Source organism: Streptomyces sp. NPDC018029 (assembly GCF_044327655.1).
GTDB lineage: Bacteria > Actinomycetota > Actinomycetes > Streptomycetales > Streptomycetaceae > Streptomyces.
Window position 1 is genome coordinate 157,970 of sequence record NZ_JBIRFV010000004.1, and the last position, 19,188, is coordinate 177,157.

The window sequence follows — 19,188 nt, forward strand, 5'->3', positions numbered from 1 at the left end:
GCACGCTCGCCGCAGGGGCCATGGCGCTGACCGCCGCGCTGGCCCTCGCGGGCTGCGGTGACGACTCGGGCTCCGGCTCCGGGGACACCCCGAAGAAGCCCGAGCTGAAGGTCAGCGGGGCCTATGTCCCCGAGCCCACCATGGACGACATGGCGGCGGGCTTCTTCACGCTGACGAACAAGGGCAGCGCCGACCGGCTCACCTCCGCCACCAGCGACATCGCGGGCGCCGTCACGCTCCACAGCACCAAGGGCGGCGCGATGAAGGAGGAGAAGTCCTTCGACGTGCCCGCGAACGGCGAGCTCGACTTCGCCAGCGGCGGCAACCACCTGATGCTCGAAAAGCTCAAGCGCAAGCCGAAGCAGGGCGAGAAGATCGCCATGACCCTGCACTTCCAGAAGTCGGACCCGATCACCGTCGAGGTTCCGGTCAAGGAAGCGACGTACAGCCCCAAGCAGCACAAGTCGCACTGAGGGACGGATCGTTGATGCAGACCATCGCTCCCCGCTCCAGGGGCGTTTCCCGGGCCGGTACAGCTCCCCGCCTCTGGCGGCTCCTTCTGGTGCTTCTCGCCGCGACCGGCGTCTTCCTCGCCGGTGCCGGGCCCACGTCCGCGCACGCCGCGCTGACCGGCAGCGACCCGAAGCAGGGAGCGGTGGTCGACAAGGCCCCCGACCAGGTCAAGCTCACCTTCTCGGAGAAGGTCGCCATGTCGGACGGCTCGGTGCGGGTGCTCGACCCGTCCGGGAAGCGGGCCGACACCAAGAAGACGACGGACCTGGGCGCCAACACGTACGGCGTGAAGCTGCGTCCGGGCCTGCCCGACGGCACCTTCACCGTCGCCTACCAAGTGGTCTCCGCCGACAGCCACCCCGTCGCCGGTGCCTTCACCTTCTCCATCGGCGCGCCCTCCGACACCACGGTCGCGCTGCCCGACCAGGAGGCCGGCGGCGGCCTGGTCGGCACGCTCTACGACATCGTGCGCTACTTCTCGTACGCCGGGTTCATCCTGCTCGTCGGCGGCGCCGCCTTCGTCCTCGGCTGCTGGCCGCGGGGCGCCGGGGCGCGGCCGGTGCAGCGGCTGGTGACGGCCGGCTGGGTCGCGCTCACCGCCTCCACTCTCGTCCAGCTGCTCCTGCGCGCCCCCTACACCGGCTCAGGGAAGCTCGCCGACGCCTTCGACATGGGCAAGCTCGGCGACGTGCTCAACACCAAGACGGGCGCCGCCCTGGTCTCCCGGCTGCTGCTGCTCGCCGCCGCCGCGCTGTTCATCGCGGTGCTCTTCGGCGCGTACGAGAAGCGTGAGGACCCGAAGGAGAAGAAGGACCTCACCTTCGGGCTCGCCATCGGCGGCACCGTCGTCGCCATCGGCATCGCGGCGACCTGGGCGATGGCCGAGCACGCCTCGACCGGCATCCAGGCGGGCATCGCGATGCCCGTCGACGTCCTGCACCTGCTGGCCGTCTCCGCCTGGCTCGGCGGACTCGCGTCGCTGCTCGTCGCGCTCTTCCGCACGACCGCGGTGGAGGCGTCGGCCGTGCAGCGGTTCTCGACCGTGGCGTTCACCAGCGTCGTCGTGCTGGCGGCGACCGGCACCTATCAGTCGTGGCGGCAGGTCGGCTCGTGGTCGGCGCTGACCGGCACGTCGTACGGACAGCTGCTCCTCGTCAAGATCGGTCTGGTCGTCGTCATGGTGCGCGTCGCCTCCGTCTCGCGGCGGTGGACCGGACGGATCGCCGCCGAGGCGGGCGGCATGGCTCCGGAGAGCGCGGCCGCCGTGGTCGTCGAGCAGCGCGCGAAGCAGTCGGCCAAGCAGGCTTCGAAGCAGACCCAGAAGAAGCCGGTCACGGTACCGGCCTCCTCCGGAGACGCGGGCGACGACCCCAAGCGCTCCGCCCAGCTGGCGCGCCAGCAGGCCGCCATGGACAGCGCCCGCGAGAAGCGCCTCCGCGACGCCGACCCGCACCGCTCGGGCCTGCGCCGCTCGGTGCTCACCGAAGCCGGCATCGCCGTCGTCCTGCTGGCCGTGACGACCCTCCTCACCACCACCGAGCCGGGCCGCACCGAGGAGGAGGCCGCCAACGCCACCGCCGCGGCGGCGACGCAGCGCTCCGGACCGCTCAAGCTCAAGGTGCCCTTCGACACGGGCGGCACCGACGGCAAGGGCGCCGTCCAGCTGGACCTCGACCCCGGCCGCGGTGGCAGCAACACCCTGCACCTGTATGTGAAGCGTCCCAACGGCAGCGCCTTCGACGTCCCCGAGGTGAAGGTCTCCTTCACCCTCGAGTCGAAGGACGTCGGCCCGCTGCCCGTCGCCCCGGACCGCATCGCCACCGGGCACTGGACCGCGAACGGCGTGCAGATCCCGATGGCAGGCAAGTGGAAGATCGCGGTGACGGTGCGGACCTCCGACATCGACCAGGTCACCGTGAAGAAGAACGCGCAGATCGGCTGAACGGAACAACCATGGCGGACAACGGGATTTCCAGGCGGCGGCTGCTCGGCACCGCCGGCGCGACGGGCCTCGCGCTCGGCGCGGCGGGCGGCGCCGTCGGATACGCGGCGGCCCCGGACGCCTCGGCGGACTCCGCCGGCGCGTCGCGGACGGAGCTCGCCTCCGTGGGCGCCGAACAGGTGATGTTTCACGGGAAACATCAGCCCGGCATCACCACGCCCCTCCAGGCCCGTGGCCACCTGGTCGCGTTCGACCTGACGGCGGGCGCGGGCCGCAAGGAGGCGGCGGCCCTGCTGCGCCGCTGGTCGGCGACGGCCGAGCGGCTGATGGCGGGAGAGCCGACCGGCGGGGCGGACACGGCGGTCGCCCGGGACGCGGGCCCGTCCTCGCTGTCCGTCACGTTCGGCTTCGGTGCCTCCTTCTTCTCCCGCACGGGCCTGGAGAAGCGGCGCCCTGCCGCCCTCGCCCCGCTGCCGGACTTCTCCTCGGACCACCTCGACAAGGCGCGCAGCAACGGTGACCTGTGGGTGCAGATCGGCGCCAACGACTCGCTCGTCGCCTTCCACGCGCTGCGCGCGATCCAGCGGGAGGCGGCCGGTACCGCGCGGGTGCGCTGGCAGATGAACGGCTTCAACCGCTCGCCGGGCGCGACCGCGCGACCGATGACGACCCGCAACCTGATGGGTCAGGTCGACGGCACGAACAACCCCAAGCCGACGGAGAAGGACTTCGACGAGCGGATCTTCGTGCCGGGCGACGGCGACCCCTCCTGGATGGCGGGCGGCTCCTACGTAGTCGTACGCCGTATCCGGATGCTCCTCGACGACTGGGAGAAACTGGACCTGAAGGCGCAGGAGGCGGTGATAGGACGGCACAAGTCGGACGGCTCACCGCTGACCGGCGGTACGGAGACGACCGAGCCGAAGCTCGACGCGACCGGCCCGGACGGCAAGGTCGTCATCCCGCTCGACGCGCACGCCCGCATCACCCGGCCCGACCAGAACGGCGGCGCCGCGATGCTGCGCCGCCCGTTCTCGTACCACGACGGCTTCGACGCCAAGGGGGTGCCCGACGCGGGGCTGCTCTTCGTCTGCTGGCAGGCGGACCCGATGCGCGGCTTCGTCCCGGTGCAGCGCAAGCTCGACCGGGGCGACGCCCTGTCGGAGTTCATCCGGCACGAGGCGAGCGGCCTGTACGCGGTGCCGGGCGGGGCGGCGAAGGGCGAGTACGTGGGGCAGCGGCTCCTGGAGGCGTAGGGCGGCGCGCGGTGTCGGCGGTCTACGTAGAGGGCCTTCGTACGCGTGTGCGTGAGGCGGGCGCCGCTCTGTGAGACGCGTGAGCCGGGCCACGTCGGGCCCATTAGGGTGACGGTATGTCGGCGACGCGCTATACGTACCTGGGCCCCGAAGGCACTTTCACCGAGGCGGCTCTCCGCACACTGCCCGAGGCGGCCGCCCGGGAACTCGTCCCGATGGTCTCCGTGCCCGCCGCGCTGGACGCGGTCCGCGGCGGCGAGGCGGCGGCGGCGCTGGTGCCGATCGAGAACTCGGTCGAGGGCGGCGTCACCACCACCGTCGACGAGCTCGCCAAGGGCGACCCCCTGATGATCTATCGCGAGGTCGTGCTGCCGATCGCCTTCGCGCTGCTCGTCCGGTCCGGCACGAAGCTCAAGGACATCAAGACGGTGACGGGCCACCCCGTGGCCCAGCCGCAGGTCCGCAACTGGCTGGCCGCGCACCTGCCCGACGCCCTGTGGGAGTCGGCGGCGTCGAACGCGGACGGCGCCCGGCTGGTCCAGGAGGGCCGCTTCGACGCGGCCTTCGCGGGTGAGTTCGCGGCGGCGACGTACGGCCTCGAACCGCTGGTCAGCGAGATCCACGACGCGGCGAACGCCGAGACCCGCTTCGTGCTGGTCGGCCGCCCGGCCCGCCCCGCCGCGCCGACGGGGGCCGACAAGACCTCCGTCGTCATCTGGCTGGGCGACGACCACCCCGGTGCCCTGCTCGAACTCCTCCAGGAATTCGCCGTGCGGGGCGTCAACCTCATGCGCATCGAGTCACGACCGACGGGCCAGGGCATCGGCAACTACTGCTTCTCGGTGGACGCCGAGGGGCACATCACGGACCGCCGGGTCGGCGAGGCCCTGATGGGGCTCAAGCGGATCTGCCCGCAGGTGCGCTTCCTCGGCTCGTATCCGCGGGCCGGAGTGTCGACAGAGGACGTCAGGCCGCTGCGGCCCGGCACGACGGACAGCGAGTTCATCGCGGCGTCGGACTGGCTGGCGCACTGCCAGGACGGCCGTTTCTAGCCAGCCCCGCGCCACCTTCTGGTGGCGTCCCTGCGGCCATTCCTGCGGTCCTACCTGCAGATTTACGTTGTCCACAGAAGTTATCCACAGGCGCGCGTCTCGACCTGGGGACAAGTCGACAACGAAGCGCGACATGGTCGACAAATCGGCTCACAGCCCCCAAGTCCGTCCACAGGCCCGCACGTCACCCCTCGTCCACTCTTTTCTATTGATCAACTCTTTAGAGCGAGGCATTTCCACTCGAAAGAGGGTGTGCGGGTGGTTTGGGAAGGGATTCCCCGTGCGTGTGAGGGGCTTTGGAAACGGCCCGTTCCGACATCCACAGATCTTTCGCACACCCTGTGGATAACCGTCCGGAGGCGCTGGTTCCTGTGGACAACCACGGTGGACGGACCGCCCAAGTCCCGTCTCCCGCAAGGGGTTCCGGTCAAGGCCGCAGACACGCTCTGCCCCCTTTCGGGGAATAGTGCCCTTTTTATTGACCGCGGGTCGGACTGCCCGGGACGGAGCTTTTCCGGCCGCCCCGAAGCGGAAATTCACATTCCGGCAAACCGGGCATAACGTACACAATGGAATATGGAGTCGTGGGCCGGAAGCGCGCACCGGTAGCCTTGAGGGGTGATTGACCTTCGCCTGCTCCGTGAGGACCCCGACCGTGTTCGCGCCTCCCAGCGCGCCCGTGGAGAGGACGTCGCACTTGTCGACGCCCTGCTCTCCGCCGACGAGCGCCGCAGGTCGTCCGGGCTCCGCTTCGACGAGCTCCGCTCCGAGCAGAGGGCGCTCGGCAAGTTGATCCCCAAGGCCGCGCCCGAGGAGAAGCAGGAGCTCCTGAAGAAGGCGGGCGAGCTCTCCGCCGCGGTCAAGGCCGCCGACGCCGCCCAGAACGAGGCCGACGAGGAGACCCAGCGCCTCCTCAAGCAGCTGGGCAATCTCGTCCACCCGGACGTTCCCGTAGGCGGCGAAGAGGACTTCGTCGTCCTCGACACGATCGGCACCCCCCGCGACTTCGCGGCCGAGGGCTTCGAGCCGAAGGATCACCTGGAGCTCGGCGAGGCGCTCGGTGCCATCGACGTCGAGCGCGGCGCGAAGGTCTCCGGCTCGCGCTTCTACTACCTCACCGGTGTCGGCGCCCTGCTGGAGCTCGCCCTGGTGAACGCCGCGATCGCGCAGGCCACCGAGGCCGGCTTCATCCCGATGCTGACGCCCGCCCTGGTCCGCCCGCGCGCCATGGAGGGCACCGGCTTCCTCGGCCAGGCCGCGGAGAACGTGTACCACCTGGAGAAGGACGACTACTACCTGGTCGGCACCTCCGAGGTCGCGCTCGCCGGGTACCACATGGACGAGATCATCGACGCCGACAAGCTGCCCCTGCGGTACGCGGGCTTCTCGCCCTGTTTCCGCCGCGAGGCCGGCACGTACGGCAAGGACACCCGCGGCATCTTCCGCGTCCACCAGTTCGACAAGGTCGAGATGTTCTCGTACGTCGACCCGGACGACGCGGAGAACGAGCACAAGCGTCTCCTGGAGTGGGAGAAGCAGTGGCTGACCGGCCTCGGCCTGCCCTTCCAGGTGATCGACGTGGCGACGGGCGACCTCGGCGCGTCGGCCTCCCGCAAGTTCGACTGCGAGGCCTGGATCCCCACCCAGGGCAAGTACCGCGAGCTGACCTCGGCCTCCAACTGCGACGGCTTCCAGGCCCGCCGCCTCTCGGTGCGCATGCGTGACGGCAAGAAGATCCAGCCGCTCGCGACACTGAACGGCACGCTGTGCGCCGTCCCGCGCACGATCGTGGCCCTCCTGGAGAACCACCAGCAGGCCGACGGCTCCGTGGTGGTGCCCGAGGTGCTCCGTCCGTACCTCGGAGGCCGAGAGATCCTGGAGCCCATCGCCAAGTGAGCCACCCTGCTCCGGTCACGCCCTCCTTCCCGTACAAGCTGGTCGCGACCGACCTCGACGGGACGCTGCTGCGCCCCGACGACACGGTTTCGGAACGGACGCGCCAGGCGCTCACCGCGGCCACCGCGGCGGGCGCGGCGCACATCATCGTCACCGGCCGTGCGGTGCCCTGGACCCGCCACATCCTCGACGACCTCGGCTACGACGGCCTCGCGGTGTGCGGCCAGGGCGCGCAGGTCTACCACGCGGGAGAGCACCGCCTGCTCACCTCCGTGACGCTCGACCGGCAGCTGGCGGGCTTGGCGCTCGCCAAGATCGAGGCGGAGATCGGGCCGCTCGCCCTCGCGGCGAGCCGCGACGGCCTCGAAGGCGAGGTCCTGGTCGGCCCGGGATACGCGGTCCAGGACGGCCCGCTCCCGGCCGTCCCCTTCACGGACGTCGCCGACCTGTGGGCCGCCCCGCTGAACAAGGTCTACATCCAGCACCCCGGTCTGAGCGACGACGCGCTCGCCGAGGTGGCGCGCAAGGTCGCGGGCGACCTGGTCGGCGTGACCATGGCGGGCGAGGGCATAGTCGAGCTCCTGCCCCTCGGCCTCTCCAAGGCCACGGGCCTCTCCCTGGCGGCACGCCGACTGGGTGCGAAGGCCGTGGACACGATCGCCTTCGGCGACATGCCGAACGACATCCCGATGTTCGCCTGGTCCGCGCACGGCGTCGCCATGGCCAACGCCCATGACGAGCTCAAGGCCGTGGCGGACGAGGTGACGACGTCGAACGAGGCGGACGGCATCGCGGTGGTGCTGGAGCGCCTCCTCGGCTGACCCGAGGCGCGCGGCCGCGCCCCGGATCCGGTCCGGGGCGCTTGCCACTCCTCCGTGCCACTCCGCTGTGCCTACTCCTCCCCGGCCAGCTTCAGCGTCCTGAGCTTCTGTCCCGCGTACCAGGTGGCGAGCGCGGTGACCGCGACCAGCAGGACCGTCGCGGCCGGCAGGCCGACGTCCGAGGTGATCAGGTCGCCCTCGCCGACCTTCTGGGCCACGGCGAGGGACCACTGCTGCACGCTGAGCGTGCGGGCCCCGGAGACCAGTGACCCGAAGAGGGCCTCCCAGACCAGGGCGTAGACGAGCCCGAAGACCACGGCGTGCCGGGTGACCGTGCCGAGCAGCAGGAAGATCGCGGCGTACGTGATCGAGGCGACCAGCGCCGCGACGGTGTAGGCGATGGCGATCTGCTGGCCGTTGCCGTTCAGGATCATCCCCGAGATGAAGGTGGGGATCGCGGAGAAAGCCATGGTCACGGCGATGGCGACGATCAGCTTGGTGAAGATGATCGTGGGTCGCTTGACCGGCTTGGACAGCAGATAGACGACCGATCCGTCGTCGATCTCCGGGCCGATGGCGCCCGTGCCCGCGATGACGCCGATGATCGGCACCATGGTGGCGAGCGCGAAGCCGCCGAGGACGTCGACGGCCACTTGGTCGTCGGCGCCGCTGAAGCCGCGTACGGCGGCGGAGATGGCGATCAGCAGGACGGGCAGGGCGAAGAGGATCAGAGCCCGGCGGCGGCCGAGCAGGGCCCGGTAGGTGAGCCGGGCGACTGTGGGGTTGTACACGATGGCTCCCTTTCAGGCCGCGACGAGGTAGGAGAAGACCGACTCGAGGGACTCGTCCGAGGGCGAGACCGTCAGGAGCCGGATGCCGTGCTCGCGGGCGACCCGGGGCAGCAGCGTCGTGAACCGGCCGAAGTCGACCGCCTGGATGCGCAACGCGCCTTCCTTGAGGTCGACTTCGATGCCGGCCGTCGAGGGGTCGGCGATCAGCGCGGCGGCCAGCGCACGGTCGTCGCTGGAGCGGACCAGATAGCGGTGGGGCCGGTCGGTCATCAGGCGGCGGATCCTGCGGAAGTCGCCGCTCGCCGCGTGCCGTCCGGCGACGATCACCTCGATGTGCGAGGCCAGTTGCTCGACCTCTTCGAGGATGTGCGAGGAGAACAGGACCGTGCGGCCCTGGTCCCCCATGGTCCGCAGGAGCTCCATCAGCTGCATGCGCTGGCGCGGGTCCATGCCGTTGAAGGGCTCGTCGAGCAGCAGTACGGCCGGGTCGTGGACCAGGGCGGAGGCCATCTTCACGCGCTGCCGCATACCCTTGGAGTACGTGGAGATCTTCCGGTCCTGCGCGTACTCCATCTCGACCGTGGCCAGCGCCTTCTTGGCGGCCCGCTCGTCGAGGCCGTGCAGCTCGGCGTTGGCGACGACGAACTCGCGGCCCGTGAGGAAATCGTACATGGCCTCGCGCTCGGGGACGATGCCGATGTTCTTGTAGATCTGCTCGTTCCGCCAGATCGGCTGGTCGTCGAGGGTGACGCTGCCCGTGGAGGGGGCAAGGAAACCGCCCATCATGTTGATGAGGGTCGACTTGCCCGCGCCGTTCGGGCCGAGGAGCCCGGTGACGCCGGGGCCGATGTTCATGGTGATGTCGTTGACCGCCACCACGTTCCCGAACCAGCGGGAGGTGTGGTCGATGTTGATCGTGCTCACAGCCCGACCTTTCGGTAGCGGCGCGACAGTGCGCCGTAGCAGCCCGCGATGAGGCCGAGGACGACCAGGACGTAGACGACGCCGACACCGGACGAAGGGCCTTCCCCTCCGGGGAAGGCGGAGGTCGCGCCGAGGAAGGCGGTCTGCACGCCGTCGATGAGCGTGATCGGCGAGAAGAGTCCCAGCCAGGCGATGGCGTCGGTGCTGCCCTGTTCGTGGGCGATCGCCTGGACGGTGGACACCGCTCCGTAGGTGATGGTCAGGACGGCGATGACGGCGGCGATGCCGAAGCCGCGGCGGGGAGTGATCGCCGAGATGACGAGTGCGATGCCGGAGAAGAGCAGGGAAAGCAGCGCCACGGAGACTAGTCCCTGGGCGAACCCCTTCGTCTGGTCGGCGAAGTCGAGCTTGGCGAGCAGCGCCCCTACGTAGAGCACGAGGAGGGGGGCGGCCGTGAGGACGAAGAGGGCCGAGGTCATCGCGGCGAACTTCGCCACTACGTAGTCACCGCGCTCGATGGGCCGGGAGAAGTAGAGCGGCACTGTCTTGAAGCGCAGGTCGCGGGAGACGGTCTGCGGGGCCTGCGCGGCGAGGAAGAGGCTGATGACGGCCTGCAACACGATCGCGTAGCGCGTGTAGTCGAGGGGGAGGTCCTTGGCCTTGGTGGCCACGGCGACCGCCACCATGATCGCGGCGGGCAGGCACATCACCGCGAAGAGGATCATCGGCAGGACCTTGGACTTGGCGGAGCGGCCGAGGCCGTACGCGCCGCGCAGGCTCTGGGAGAAGAGCGAGCGGCGGGCGTAGGCACGGCCGAGGCGCGGTCCGTCGTAGTTCCGGTAGCCGATGTTGTGGATCCGGGTGGACTCGGGGGTCCGGGCGGGATCGGGGACGCGGGTGGGATCGGGGCTGCGGGTGGACTCAGTGCTCATCGCGTCGGCCTCCTGTCTGCTGTGCGGCCGCGGGGACGGGCTCCGGCCTGGACGCGTCCTGGTCCTTGAAGACCTCCGCGATGTGGTGCCTGCGCTGTTCCATCCGGATCAGGCCGAGGCCGAGGTCGGCGACGAGGTCGCGCACGACGTCGTACGTCTCCTCGCCCTCCGCGGTGAGCAGGATCGTGTGTCCCGCGCCGGGCAGTTCGCCGCCGGTCTCCGTGGCGATGTCGCGCGCTCGCAACGCTTCGCGCAACGCCCGGGTGCCGTCGGGATGTTGGTCGCTGTCCGTGACCTCGACGGCGAGCGTCGTGGTGGTCTGGGTGAAGTCGGTGGTGGAGCTGGACCGCAGGAGCTTGCCGCCGTCGATGACGACGACGTGGTCGCAGGTGCGCTCCAGCTCGCCGAGCAGGTGCGAGGTCACCAGGACCGAGATGCCGAAGTCGGTGTGGACGCGGCGGATCAGGCCGAGCATCTCGTCGCGGCCGACCGGGTCGAGGCCGTTCGTCGGCTCGTCCAGGAAGACCAGTCGGGGGTCGTGGACGAGGGCCTGGGCGAGCTTCACCCGCTGCTTCATGCCGGTCGAGTAGCCGCCCATGGGGCGGTACCGCTCTTCGTAGAGACCGACGTGGCGCAGGGTGTCCGCGGTGCGCTCGCGGGCCGCGGACGGCGGGAGGCCCGACATGCGCGCCATGTGGACGACGAACTCGGTGGCCGAGACGTCGGGCGGCAGGCAGTCGTGCTCCGGCATGTACCCGACGCGCTCGCGGATCTCGCCGCCGCGGGTGGCGACGTCGAGGCCGAGCACGGCGGCCCGGCCCTCCGTGGCGGGGGACAGACCCAGCAGGATCTTGATCAGTGTGGACTTGCCGGCTCCATTGGCTCCGACGAGTCCGGTCACACCGGGCCCGATATCCATGGAGAGCCGGTCAAGCGCGGTCACCCTCGGGAACCGCTTGCTCAGGCTTTCGGTCGCGATCACAGTCACGTTTCGACGGTAGTGGCGCAGACCACACCGGCGCGTCAGACCAAGGGCCTGCCCTGCCCTCACTCTGGAGTATTACGGGCCCGTAGGGGTCGTCCGGAAGTCGCCCCCTGGGGGATCTCCCGGACCTGTCCCGCAGGGTCGGACGGAACTATTGACGTAGCCGCCGGGCATTGTCACATTCATCAGTGTCAAGTTACGACCGCGTACGGCGATGGACCGGACACGGGTGGACCGGACTCGGGACGGACGGTGGCATGACCTCAGCAGTGGCAGGTGAACTCTCCGCGGAACTGCGGGGGTTCAGAGAAGTGCAGACCCTCGCGTATGCCTGCGCGGAGGCGGTCGCGGCACAGCTCAAGCCGGGTGTGACGGAGCGCGAGGCCGCGCGGATGCAGCGCGAGTGGCTGCGCGAGCGAGGTGTGCGGGACTGGTTCCACCTGCCGTTCGCCTGGTTCGGGGACCGCACGGCGTTCGTGAACTTCCGGGTGCCGCTGCAGTTCTTCCCGACCAACCGCAAGCTGGAGCCGGGGATGCCCTTCATCCTCGACATGGCCCCGGTGTACAAGGGATTCACGGCCGACATCGGCTATTCCGGCTGCCTCGGTCTCAACCCCGTGCACGACAAGCTCCTCGCCGATCTGGAGGCGCACCGCGAGCTGATCCTGCGCGAGGTGCGCGAGCGCCGCCCGCTCCGGGAGATCTATGAGGACGTGGACCGGCTCATGGTCCGCCAGGGCTATGCCAACCGCCATCGCGCCTATCCCTTCGGCGTCATCGCGCACAAGGTCGACCGGGTCAAGGAGCGCCGGCTGACCCCGCACCTCTTCGGGTTCGGCACCCAGTCGCTGAAGGGACTGGCGAGCGACGCCCTCCGCGGCCACCGGGACGGCTGGTCCCCGCTGTGGTCGCCCTACAAATTCTCCGACCACCCGCCCCGGGAGGGGCTCTGGGCGGTCGAACCCCACCTCGGTTTCCGGGGTACGGGCGCGAAATTCGAGGAGATCCTGGTCGTCACCGACTCCAAGGACCCCGAACAGAGCGCGTTCTGGCTGGACGACGACCTGCCGCATGTGCGGCGCTGGGCTGAGGAGAGGGCCGCCGCATGACGACCGGAGCAGTCCCCGCGAAGATGAAGGACGCGCGCGAGCGGTGGGTGCGCACGGGCGGAGTGGAGCTGTGCGTCGCCGAGCTCGGCGACCCCGACCGGCCCACGGTCCTGCTGGTGCACGGATATCCGGACTCCAAGGAGGTGTGGTCCGAGGTCGCCGAGCGCCTCGCGGACCGCTTCCACGTCGTGCTGTACGACGTCCGCGGACACGGCAGGTCGACCGCGCCTCGTCCGCTGCGCGGCGGCTTCACCCTGGAGAAGCTGACCGACGACTTCGTGGCGGTCATCGACGCGGTCAGCCCGGACAAGCCGGTGCACGTGGTCGGGCACGACTGGGGCTCGGTGCAGTCCTGGGAGTTCGTCACGGTCAAGCGGACGGAGGGCCGCATCGCGTCCTTCACGTCGATGTCGGGCCCGTCGCTCGACCACTTCGGCCACTGGATCAAGAACCGCATCTCCAGGCCCACGCCCCGCAAGGTCGGCCAGCTGCTCGGCCAGGGCGCCAAGTCCTGGTACGTGTACATGCTGCACACCCCCGCGCTCCCCGAGCTCGCCTGGCGTGGCCCGCTCGGCAAGCAGTGGCCGAAGATCCTCCAGCGCGTCGAGAAGGTCCCGGCGGGCGACTATCCGACGCCGTCGCTGCCCCAGGACGCCGCGCACGGCGCCTGGCTCTACCGCGACAACATCCGCGCGAGGCTGCGCAGGCCCCGCTCCGACGCGTACGCGCACGCGCCCGTGCAGCTCATCACGCCCTCCGAAGACGCCTTCCTCTCCGAGCGGCTCTACGACGAGTTGGAGCTGTGGGCCCCCCAGCTGATCCGCCGCACCCTGACGGCCAAGCACTGGGTGCCGCGCACCCGCCCTGACCAACTGTCGGCCTGGATCAGCGACTTCGTCACGGCGAACGAAGACGGCCTGCCCGCGCAGAGCAGCGCGGCCACCGGGAAGTACGCCGACCGGTTCGCCGGCCGGCTCGTCCTGGTCACCGGAGCGGGCAGCGGCATCGGGCGGGCCACCGCCTTCGCGTTCGCCGAGGCGGGCGCGCGCGTGGTGGCCGTCGACCGGGACGCGGAGAGCGCCGCCCGCACGGCGGAGATGTCCCGCCTGATCGGCGCCCCGGACGCCTGGGGAGAGACGGTCGACGTCTCCGACGAGCAGTCCATGGAGAAGCTCGCCGAGCGCGTCGCCACGGAGTACGGCGTGGTGGACGTCCTGGTGAACAACGCCGGCATAGGCCTCGCCGGCTCCTTCCTCGACACCACCGGGGAGGACTGGAAGAAGGTCCTCGACGTCAACCTGTGGGGCGTGATCCACGGCTGCCGGCTCTTCGGCAAGCGGATGGCCGAGCGCGGCCAGGGCGGCCACATCGTCAACACGGCGTCGGCGGCCGCCTATCAGCCCTCGAAGACCCTCCCCGCCTACAGCACCTCCAAGGCGGCCGTCCTGATGCTCAGCGAGTGCCTGCGCGCGGAGCTCGCGGACCAGGGCATCGGCGTCTCCGCGATCTGCCCGGGCTTCGTGAACACGAACATCACGACGACGTCCCGTTTCGTCGGTGTCGGGCCCGACGAGGAGAAGCACCGCCAGAAGAAGTCCGCCCGGCTGTACGGCCTGCGCAACTACCCGCCGGAGAAGGTCGCCGACGCGATCCTGCACGCCGTCGTCAAGAACCAGGCGGTGGTTCCGGTCACTCCCGAGGCCCGCGGTGCTCGCTTCATGTCCCGCCTCAGCCCCAAGGCCCTGCGCGCGATAGCCCGATTGGAGCCGCCGTTGTGAGCACGGAGGAGCACTACGCAATCGTTCCGCGGCGGGTCTCGTTCGACTGGGACGGGACACCGCTGCACTGGATACCGGACGAGCCGACGGCCACCCACGTCATCAACGTCCTGCATCTGCTTCTCCCCGCGGGGGAGCGGTGGTTCGTGAAGGTCTTCAAGGAAGGCCTGCCCCTGATCACCGATCCGGTGCTGCGGGGCGACGTCAAGGGGTTCATGGGCCAGGAGGCCACGCACAGCGTGCAGCACGCGCATGTGCTCGACCACCTGGCGGCGCAGCACCTCGACACCGCCGACTTCACCCGGTACGTGGACTTCCTCTTCGAGAAACTCCTCGGTGAGAAGCCGCCGTTGGGGCTGCCGGTATCGACGCGGGAGTGGCTGCGTTTCCGGCTGTCGATCATCGCTGCGATCGAGCAGTTCACGGCGGTCCTGGGGAACTGGGTCCTGCACGCGGAGGGCCTCGACCGCGCCGGGTCCGACGAGGTGATGCTCGACCTGCTGCGCTGGCACGGTGCGGAGGAGGTCGAGCACCGCGCGGTCGCCTTCGACATGTTCCAGCACTGCGGTGGGCGGGGCCTGCCCCGGTACGCCCGCCGGGTCGCGGGCATGACGGTCACGGCGCCCGTGATGCTGTACCTGTGGATCTGGGGCACGGCCTATCTGATCCGCCACGATCCCCGACTCGCGGGCCGCCTGCGGTACTCACTGGCCGAGCACAACAGGGCGGTCCGCAAGGGGCTGCTGCCCACCTGGCGCGAGCTCGGCACGGCCATACCCCGCTATCTGCGGCGGTCGTACCATCCCTCGCAGGAGGGCTCGTTGCGCAAGGCCGTCGAGTATCTGGCGCAGTCGCCCGCGGCACGGGCGGCGGCGGGCGCGATCGGCCGGGCAGCCACTGCCTAGGGACCCCGGCGCGGGCCCCGGCAAGTCATCACGGAGGACGGGCAGCGTGGAGTACCGCATCGAGGACCTGGCGCACCACAGCGGTGCCACGGTCCGCACGATCCGCGCCTATCAGGACCGGGGGCTGCTTCCCCGCCCGGAGCGGCGCGGCCGGTCCAATGTGTACGGGGACGCGCACCTGGCACGGCTGCGGCAGATCGCGGACCTGCTCGACCGCGGGTACACCCTGGCCTCCATCAAGGAGCTCCTGGAGGCCTGGGACGCCGGCAGGGGCCTCGGCGGGGTGCTTGGCCTCGCCGCAGAGGTCGACGGCCCGTGGACGGACGAGAAGGCCGACCGGATCACCCGTGCGGAGCTCGACGCGGCCTTCGGCGGTACGTCGGACGAGGCGGCGGTGGCCGACGCGGTCGCCCTCGGCGTGCTCGAACCGGTGCCGGGGCGCGAGGACGAGTTCCTGGTGCCGAGCCCCCAAGAGCTGGCGGTGGCAGTCGAGTTGCACGCCGCGGGCGTTCCGTTGTCGGCGATATCCGGCCATTTGCGGGAGTTGAGGGGGCAGGTCGAGCACATAGCGTCCCGTTTCCTGGAGTTCACGACGGAGCACGTCTTCGCCCGCTATCTCGGTCATCGCCCGCCGACCGAGGCGGACGCGGCCGAGGCCGCGGAGCTCGTGCGAAGACTCAGGCCGCTTGCCCAGCAGTCGGTCGACGCCGAACTCGCGCGTGCCATGCGTCTGTTCGCCACCCGGCACCTTCGGCAGCACCTTGACACCGGTGAACCGCCGCCTCGGGCAGATGAGCCCCAGGTGGTGTCGGTGCCCGGTTCCACAATGCGGGCCGTGCAGGCCCTGGTTGGCGTGGAGAACGCGGCGGCGTTCATCGCGGCGGCCGCCGAAAGGGAGGTGCAGAAGCGGACGTTGGACGCCTTGGCCTCAACTAGTGACGATACTGGGCGTATTGGTCAAATGCCGCCTATCGCTTAGGAGTTGTCCACAGAATCGCCAACTAGCCTGTGGATAACTTGACTTGGCTGTGGATCAAACCTTCGGACCGAAATCCGTCGATGAAAAGCTGATGGCCGAAGCTGGAGTGCGCGGGAAACTGATCGCCAAGTGCGCGGAAAGCTGACCGCCGAGACTGCGTGCCCCCGACGGCTGTCAGCCGAGCTGGCGGACAGCCTCCGTGGCGATCTGCTCGAACACGGCCTGGTCCGCGGCGAAGTCGGAGCCGGGGATCGGCCAGTGGATCGCGAGCTCGGTGAAGCCGAGCTCCTGGTGGCGGCCGGCGAAGTCCACGAAGGCGTCGAGGGACTCCAGCGGACGGTTCCGGTCAGGGGTGAAGCCGGTCAGCAGGATCTTGTCCAGCTCGGCCACGTCCCGGCCGATGTCCGCGCAGGCCTTGCCGAGCTTGTCGACCTGGTTCCGGATCGCCTCCCGGGACTGCTCGGGCGTGCCGGCCTCGAAGAGCTTCGGGTCCCCCGTGGTCACCCACGCCTGCCCGTGCCGGGCCGCGAGCTTCAGACCGCGCGGACCGGTGGCCGCGACGGCGAAGGGCAGCCTGGGCCGCTGTACGCAGCCCGGGATGTTGCGGGCCTCCAGCGCCGAGTAGAAGGTCCCCTCGTACGTCACCGAGTCCTCGGTCAGCAGCCGGTCGAGCAGCGGCACGAACTCGCCGAACCTGTCGGCGCGCTCCCGCGGCGTCCAGGGCTCCTCGCCGCTCTTCAGCAGCGTCGTGGCGTCGAAACCGTTGCCACCGGCGCCGATGCCGAGGGTGATCCGGCCGCCGGAGATGTCGTCGAGCGATATGAGTTCCTTGGCGAGCGTCACCGGGTGCCGGAAGTTGGGCGACGTGACGAGCGTCCCCAGGCGCAGCCGCTCGGTGGCCGACGCGGCGGCGGTCAGCGTGGGCACCGCGCCGAACCACGGGCCGTCGCGGAAGGTGCGCCAGGCCAGGTGGTCGTACGTGTACGCGGTGTGGAAGCCGAGCTCCTCGGCCCGCAACCACTGGTCGCGGCCGCCCTCCTGCCAGCGTCGTACGGGAAGTATCACGGTGCTCAGGCGCAAACTCATGTATCAGAGCTTACGGCGGGGCTGACGGGGCGGGACGTGGGATGAGCTGCGCTCGGATGTGAGTGGGCCGCACTCAAATGTGCACCCCACCGCACGGCCGTGCACGCATATGCGGGACAATCGACGACGTGACCTCAGCTACCCCAGGGCCCCAGACCCCGGCTTCCACCGCACCGGCAGCCGACGGCCCGGCCGCGCCGCGACCACGGCCCCGGCTGATCGCGACGGACCTGGACGGCACCCTGCTGCGCGACGACAAGACCGTCTCGGACCGTACGGTCGCCGCGCTCGCGGCCGCCGAGGAGGCGGGCATCGAGGTCTTCTTCGTGACCGGCCGCCCGGCCCGCTGGATGGACGTCGTCAGCGCCCACGTCCACGGTCACGGCCTCGCCATCTGCGGCAACGGCGCCGCGGTGGTCGACCTGCACGGCGGACCCGGCACCCACAGCTTCGTCAAGATCCGCGAGCTGGCGCGGGAGTGCGCCCTCGACGTCGTCCGCAGGCTGCGCGCCGCGGCCCCGGGCACGTCCTTCGCGATCGAGCGGACCGGGGGCCTCCACCACGAGGAGACGTATCCACCGCTGCACATGGAGCCGGGTGAAAGCGTCGCGCCGGCCGAGAAGCTGCTGGCGGAGACCCTGGCGGACTCCGCTGTCGCCGTGCAGCCCGTCCTGAAGGTCCTCGCCTTCCACCCGGGGCTCGCCCCCGACGAGTTCCTGGTGCTCGCCCGCGCGGCCATCGGCGACCGGGCCACCGTCACCCGTTCCAGCCCCAGCGCTCTCCTGGAGATCAGTGGCCCCGGCGTCTCCAAGGCCAGCACCCTGGAGCTGTGCTGTGCCGAGCGCGGCATCACCCCGGCGGAAGTCGTCGCCTTCGGAGACATGCCCAACGACATCGAGATGCTCGCCTGGGCGGGTACGTCGTACGCGATGGGCAACGCCCACCCGGACGTCATCGCCGCGGCCTCCGGACGCACGGTCGCCAACAACGACGACGGCGTGGCGGTCGTGATCGAGCAGATCCTGGCGGAGCGCTAGATCCTGCGGATCGCCGGAGCCCGGTGGAGCGCCGGAGCCCGGTGGAGCGCTAGAGCCTGACGCCTCGCCTGGCCAGCCACTTCCGTGGGTCGACCCCCGAGCCCAGGTGCGGCGTGAGCCGCGTCTCGAAGTGCAGGTGCGGCCCGGTCGAGTTGCCGGTCGTGCCGGCCTGACCGACCCACTGGCCGGTGCGCACGCGGTCCCCCTGGTCGACGGTGACGGCCGCGAGGTGCGCGTACTGCGTGAAGTACCCGCCCTTGTGCCGCACCACGACCTCGATGCCGAAACCCCCGCCGCACGACACGCTCTCCACCCGGCCCGCCCCCACCGACCGCACGGGCGCCCCGATATCGACCGCGAAGTCCTGCCCGGTGTGCCGGCCGGACCAGCGGCCACCGACGCTGTCGAAGCCCGCGGAGAGTTCGTACGTCTCCACGGGCGTGACCCACGCGCGCGTGACGGGCTTTCTCCGCTGGTGCAGGCGTACGGCACCGCGGCACTTCCCAGCCGCGGCCGACCGGTCGGCCTCGCCCTGGAGGGTCCACCGCGCCGTCTCCAGCTTCCGCTCGATGCCGCGCTTCAGCTTCGCCAGGCGTGCGGTGCGCCGAACCAGCGAGCGTCTGGCACGGTCTGCCCTGTCCTTGGCGGCGGCGAGACCGGCCACCGCCCGGCGGGTCTTGGTGACGGCACTGTTGACGGCCAGGTCGGCGTGCCACAAGGCGCGTCTGCCGCGCATCACGGCGTCGGGGCTGTCGGCGAGGAGCAGCTGCGCCGTGTAGGGGAGACCTCCGCCGGTGCGGTACTGGGCGCTGGCCATCCTGCCGAGGTCGTCATGGAGCACCGCCACGTGGCGCCGCTCCTTGGCGAGGAGTCGGTCCAGTTTCCGGACCTTCTTCTTCTGGATGCCGGCTGCCCGGCGGCCCTCTTCGTAGCGGGCGGTCGCGGCGGAGGCCTCTTCGTAAAGCCGTGCCACGTCGGCGCTCGCGCTCGGCCCCTCGGAGCCCGCGGCGGGCGGCACGGGTCCGAGCAGCGCGCACAGCAGCACCGGCACCAGCGCCCGCAGGAGCGGATGTGGCAGGCGGCGACGGCGCACGCGGCGGCGATGGCGACGGCTCGAACACATGTCACGGATCGTTGCCCGCCGCGACGGCGCGGATCCTGCGCGACGCGGGCACTCGGGGT

At 70.5% G+C, this 19,188-nt stretch carries 17 protein-coding genes; 11 read left to right on the top strand and 6 right to left on the bottom strand.

Annotated elements, in window-relative coordinates; genetic code table 11:
* Positions 1 to 20 precede the first annotated feature (20 nt).
* The 6 genes from ACH4D5_RS13605 (at position 21) to ACH4D5_RS13630 (ending at position 7,480) form a co-directional block, all read left to right on the top strand.
* Positions 21 to 473, top strand: a complete 453-nt coding sequence (locus tag ACH4D5_RS13605; protein ID WP_398302598.1) for a copper chaperone PCu(A)C — start codon at positions 21 to 23, stop codon at positions 471 to 473.
* Positions 474 to 487: 14 nt separating this feature from the next.
* Entirely contained in the window at positions 488 to 2,455 is a 1,968-nt protein-coding gene (locus tag ACH4D5_RS13610) for a copper resistance CopC/CopD family protein (protein ID WP_398301720.1), read from the top strand.
* 11 nt (positions 2,456 to 2,466) lie between these two features.
* On the top strand, positions 2,467 to 3,711 hold the full coding sequence (gene efeB, locus ACH4D5_RS13615; protein ID WP_398301722.1) for an iron uptake transporter deferrochelatase/peroxidase subunit: 1,245 nt from the start codon (positions 2,467 to 2,469) through the stop codon (positions 3,709 to 3,711).
* A 116-nt stretch (positions 3,712 to 3,827) separates the two neighbouring features.
* Complete coding sequence (gene pheA, locus ACH4D5_RS13620) at positions 3,828 to 4,763, top strand: prephenate dehydratase (protein ID WP_398301724.1); 936 nt, start codon at positions 3,828 to 3,830, stop codon at positions 4,761 to 4,763.
* A 618-nt stretch (positions 4,764 to 5,381) separates the two neighbouring features.
* Positions 5,382 to 6,659: a serine--tRNA ligase gene (serS, locus tag ACH4D5_RS13625; protein WP_398301726.1), complete on the top strand. Its 1,278-nt coding sequence runs from the start codon at positions 5,382 to 5,384 to the stop codon at positions 6,657 to 6,659.
* Positions 6,656 to 7,480 carry an HAD family hydrolase gene (locus ACH4D5_RS13630; RefSeq protein ID WP_398301728.1) on the top strand — a complete coding sequence of 275 codons (825 nt, stop codon included), beginning with the start codon at positions 6,656 to 6,658 and terminating at the stop codon, positions 7,478 to 7,480. Before serS ends, ACH4D5_RS13630 begins: the two co-directional genes overlap by 4 nt.
* A 71-nt stretch (positions 7,481 to 7,551) precedes the next feature.
* Here ACH4D5_RS13630 and ACH4D5_RS13635 read toward each other — a convergent pair whose 3' ends face one another.
* Genes ACH4D5_RS13635 through ACH4D5_RS13650 form a run of 4 tightly spaced genes read right to left on the bottom strand, consistent with a single transcriptional unit; the run spans position 7,552 to position 11,109 of the window.
* On the bottom strand, positions 7,552 to 8,271 hold the full coding sequence (locus tag ACH4D5_RS13635; protein WP_398301730.1) for an ABC transporter permease: 720 nt from the start codon (positions 8,269 to 8,271) through the stop codon (positions 7,552 to 7,554).
* A 12-nt stretch (positions 8,272 to 8,283) separates the two neighbouring features.
* On the bottom strand, positions 8,284 to 9,195 hold the full coding sequence (locus ACH4D5_RS13640) for an ABC transporter ATP-binding protein (RefSeq protein WP_398301731.1): 912 nt from the start codon (positions 9,193 to 9,195) through the stop codon (positions 8,284 to 8,286).
* Entirely contained in the window at positions 9,192 to 10,127 is a 936-nt protein-coding gene (locus tag ACH4D5_RS13645) for an ABC transporter permease (protein ID WP_398301733.1), read from the bottom strand. Before ACH4D5_RS13645 ends, ACH4D5_RS13640 begins: the two co-directional genes overlap by 4 nt.
* Positions 10,117 to 11,109, bottom strand: a complete 993-nt coding sequence (locus ACH4D5_RS13650; protein ID WP_398302600.1) for an ABC transporter ATP-binding protein — start codon at positions 11,107 to 11,109, stop codon at positions 10,117 to 10,119. Before ACH4D5_RS13650 ends, ACH4D5_RS13645 begins: the two co-directional genes overlap by 11 nt.
* 260 nt (positions 11,110 to 11,369) lie before the next feature.
* On the opposite strand from ACH4D5_RS13650, the gene ACH4D5_RS13655 reads away from it, so the two are divergent.
* The 4 genes from ACH4D5_RS13655 to ACH4D5_RS13670 are packed head-to-tail and all read left to right on the top strand — an operon-like array spanning position 11,370 to position 15,883.
* On the top strand, positions 11,370 to 12,221 hold the full coding sequence (locus ACH4D5_RS13655) for a M24 family metallopeptidase (protein ID WP_398301735.1): 852 nt from the start codon (positions 11,370 to 11,372) through the stop codon (positions 12,219 to 12,221).
* Positions 12,218 to 13,999 (top strand): SDR family oxidoreductase, encoded by a 1,782-nt coding sequence (locus ACH4D5_RS13660; RefSeq protein ID WP_398301737.1) that lies wholly within the window; start codon positions 12,218 to 12,220, stop codon positions 13,997 to 13,999. Before ACH4D5_RS13655 ends, ACH4D5_RS13660 begins: the two co-directional genes overlap by 4 nt.
* Complete coding sequence (locus ACH4D5_RS13665; RefSeq protein WP_398301739.1) at positions 13,996 to 14,904, top strand: metal-dependent hydrolase; 909 nt, start codon at positions 13,996 to 13,998, stop codon at positions 14,902 to 14,904. The genes ACH4D5_RS13660 and ACH4D5_RS13665 overlap by 4 nt, the downstream gene beginning before the upstream one ends.
* Before the next feature lie 46 nt (positions 14,905 to 14,950).
* The gene (locus tag ACH4D5_RS13670; protein WP_398301741.1) at positions 14,951 to 15,883 is read left to right on the top strand and encodes a MerR family transcriptional regulator; all 933 of its coding nucleotides are present in this window, start codon (positions 14,951 to 14,953) and stop codon (positions 15,881 to 15,883) included.
* Positions 15,884 to 16,057: 174 nt separating this feature from the next.
* On the opposite strand, the gene ACH4D5_RS13675 is transcribed toward ACH4D5_RS13670, so the two are convergent.
* Positions 16,058 to 16,969, bottom strand: coding sequence for an LLM class flavin-dependent oxidoreductase (locus ACH4D5_RS13675; RefSeq protein ID WP_398301743.1), 912 nt, complete (start codon positions 16,967 to 16,969; stop codon positions 16,058 to 16,060).
* A gap of 128 nt (positions 16,970 to 17,097) precedes the next feature.
* On the opposite strand from ACH4D5_RS13675, the gene ACH4D5_RS13680 reads away from it, so the two are divergent.
* On the top strand, positions 17,098 to 18,006 hold the full coding sequence (locus tag ACH4D5_RS13680; RefSeq protein WP_398301745.1) for a Cof-type HAD-IIB family hydrolase: 909 nt from the start codon (positions 17,098 to 17,100) through the stop codon (positions 18,004 to 18,006).
* Between the two features lie 49 nt (positions 18,007 to 18,055).
* Here ACH4D5_RS13680 and ACH4D5_RS13685 read toward each other — a convergent pair whose 3' ends face one another.
* Positions 18,056 to 19,129: a murein hydrolase activator EnvC family protein gene (locus ACH4D5_RS13685; RefSeq protein ID WP_398301747.1), complete on the bottom strand. Its 1,074-nt coding sequence runs from the start codon at positions 19,127 to 19,129 to the stop codon at positions 18,056 to 18,058.
* Positions 19,130 to 19,188 lie beyond the last annotated feature (59 nt).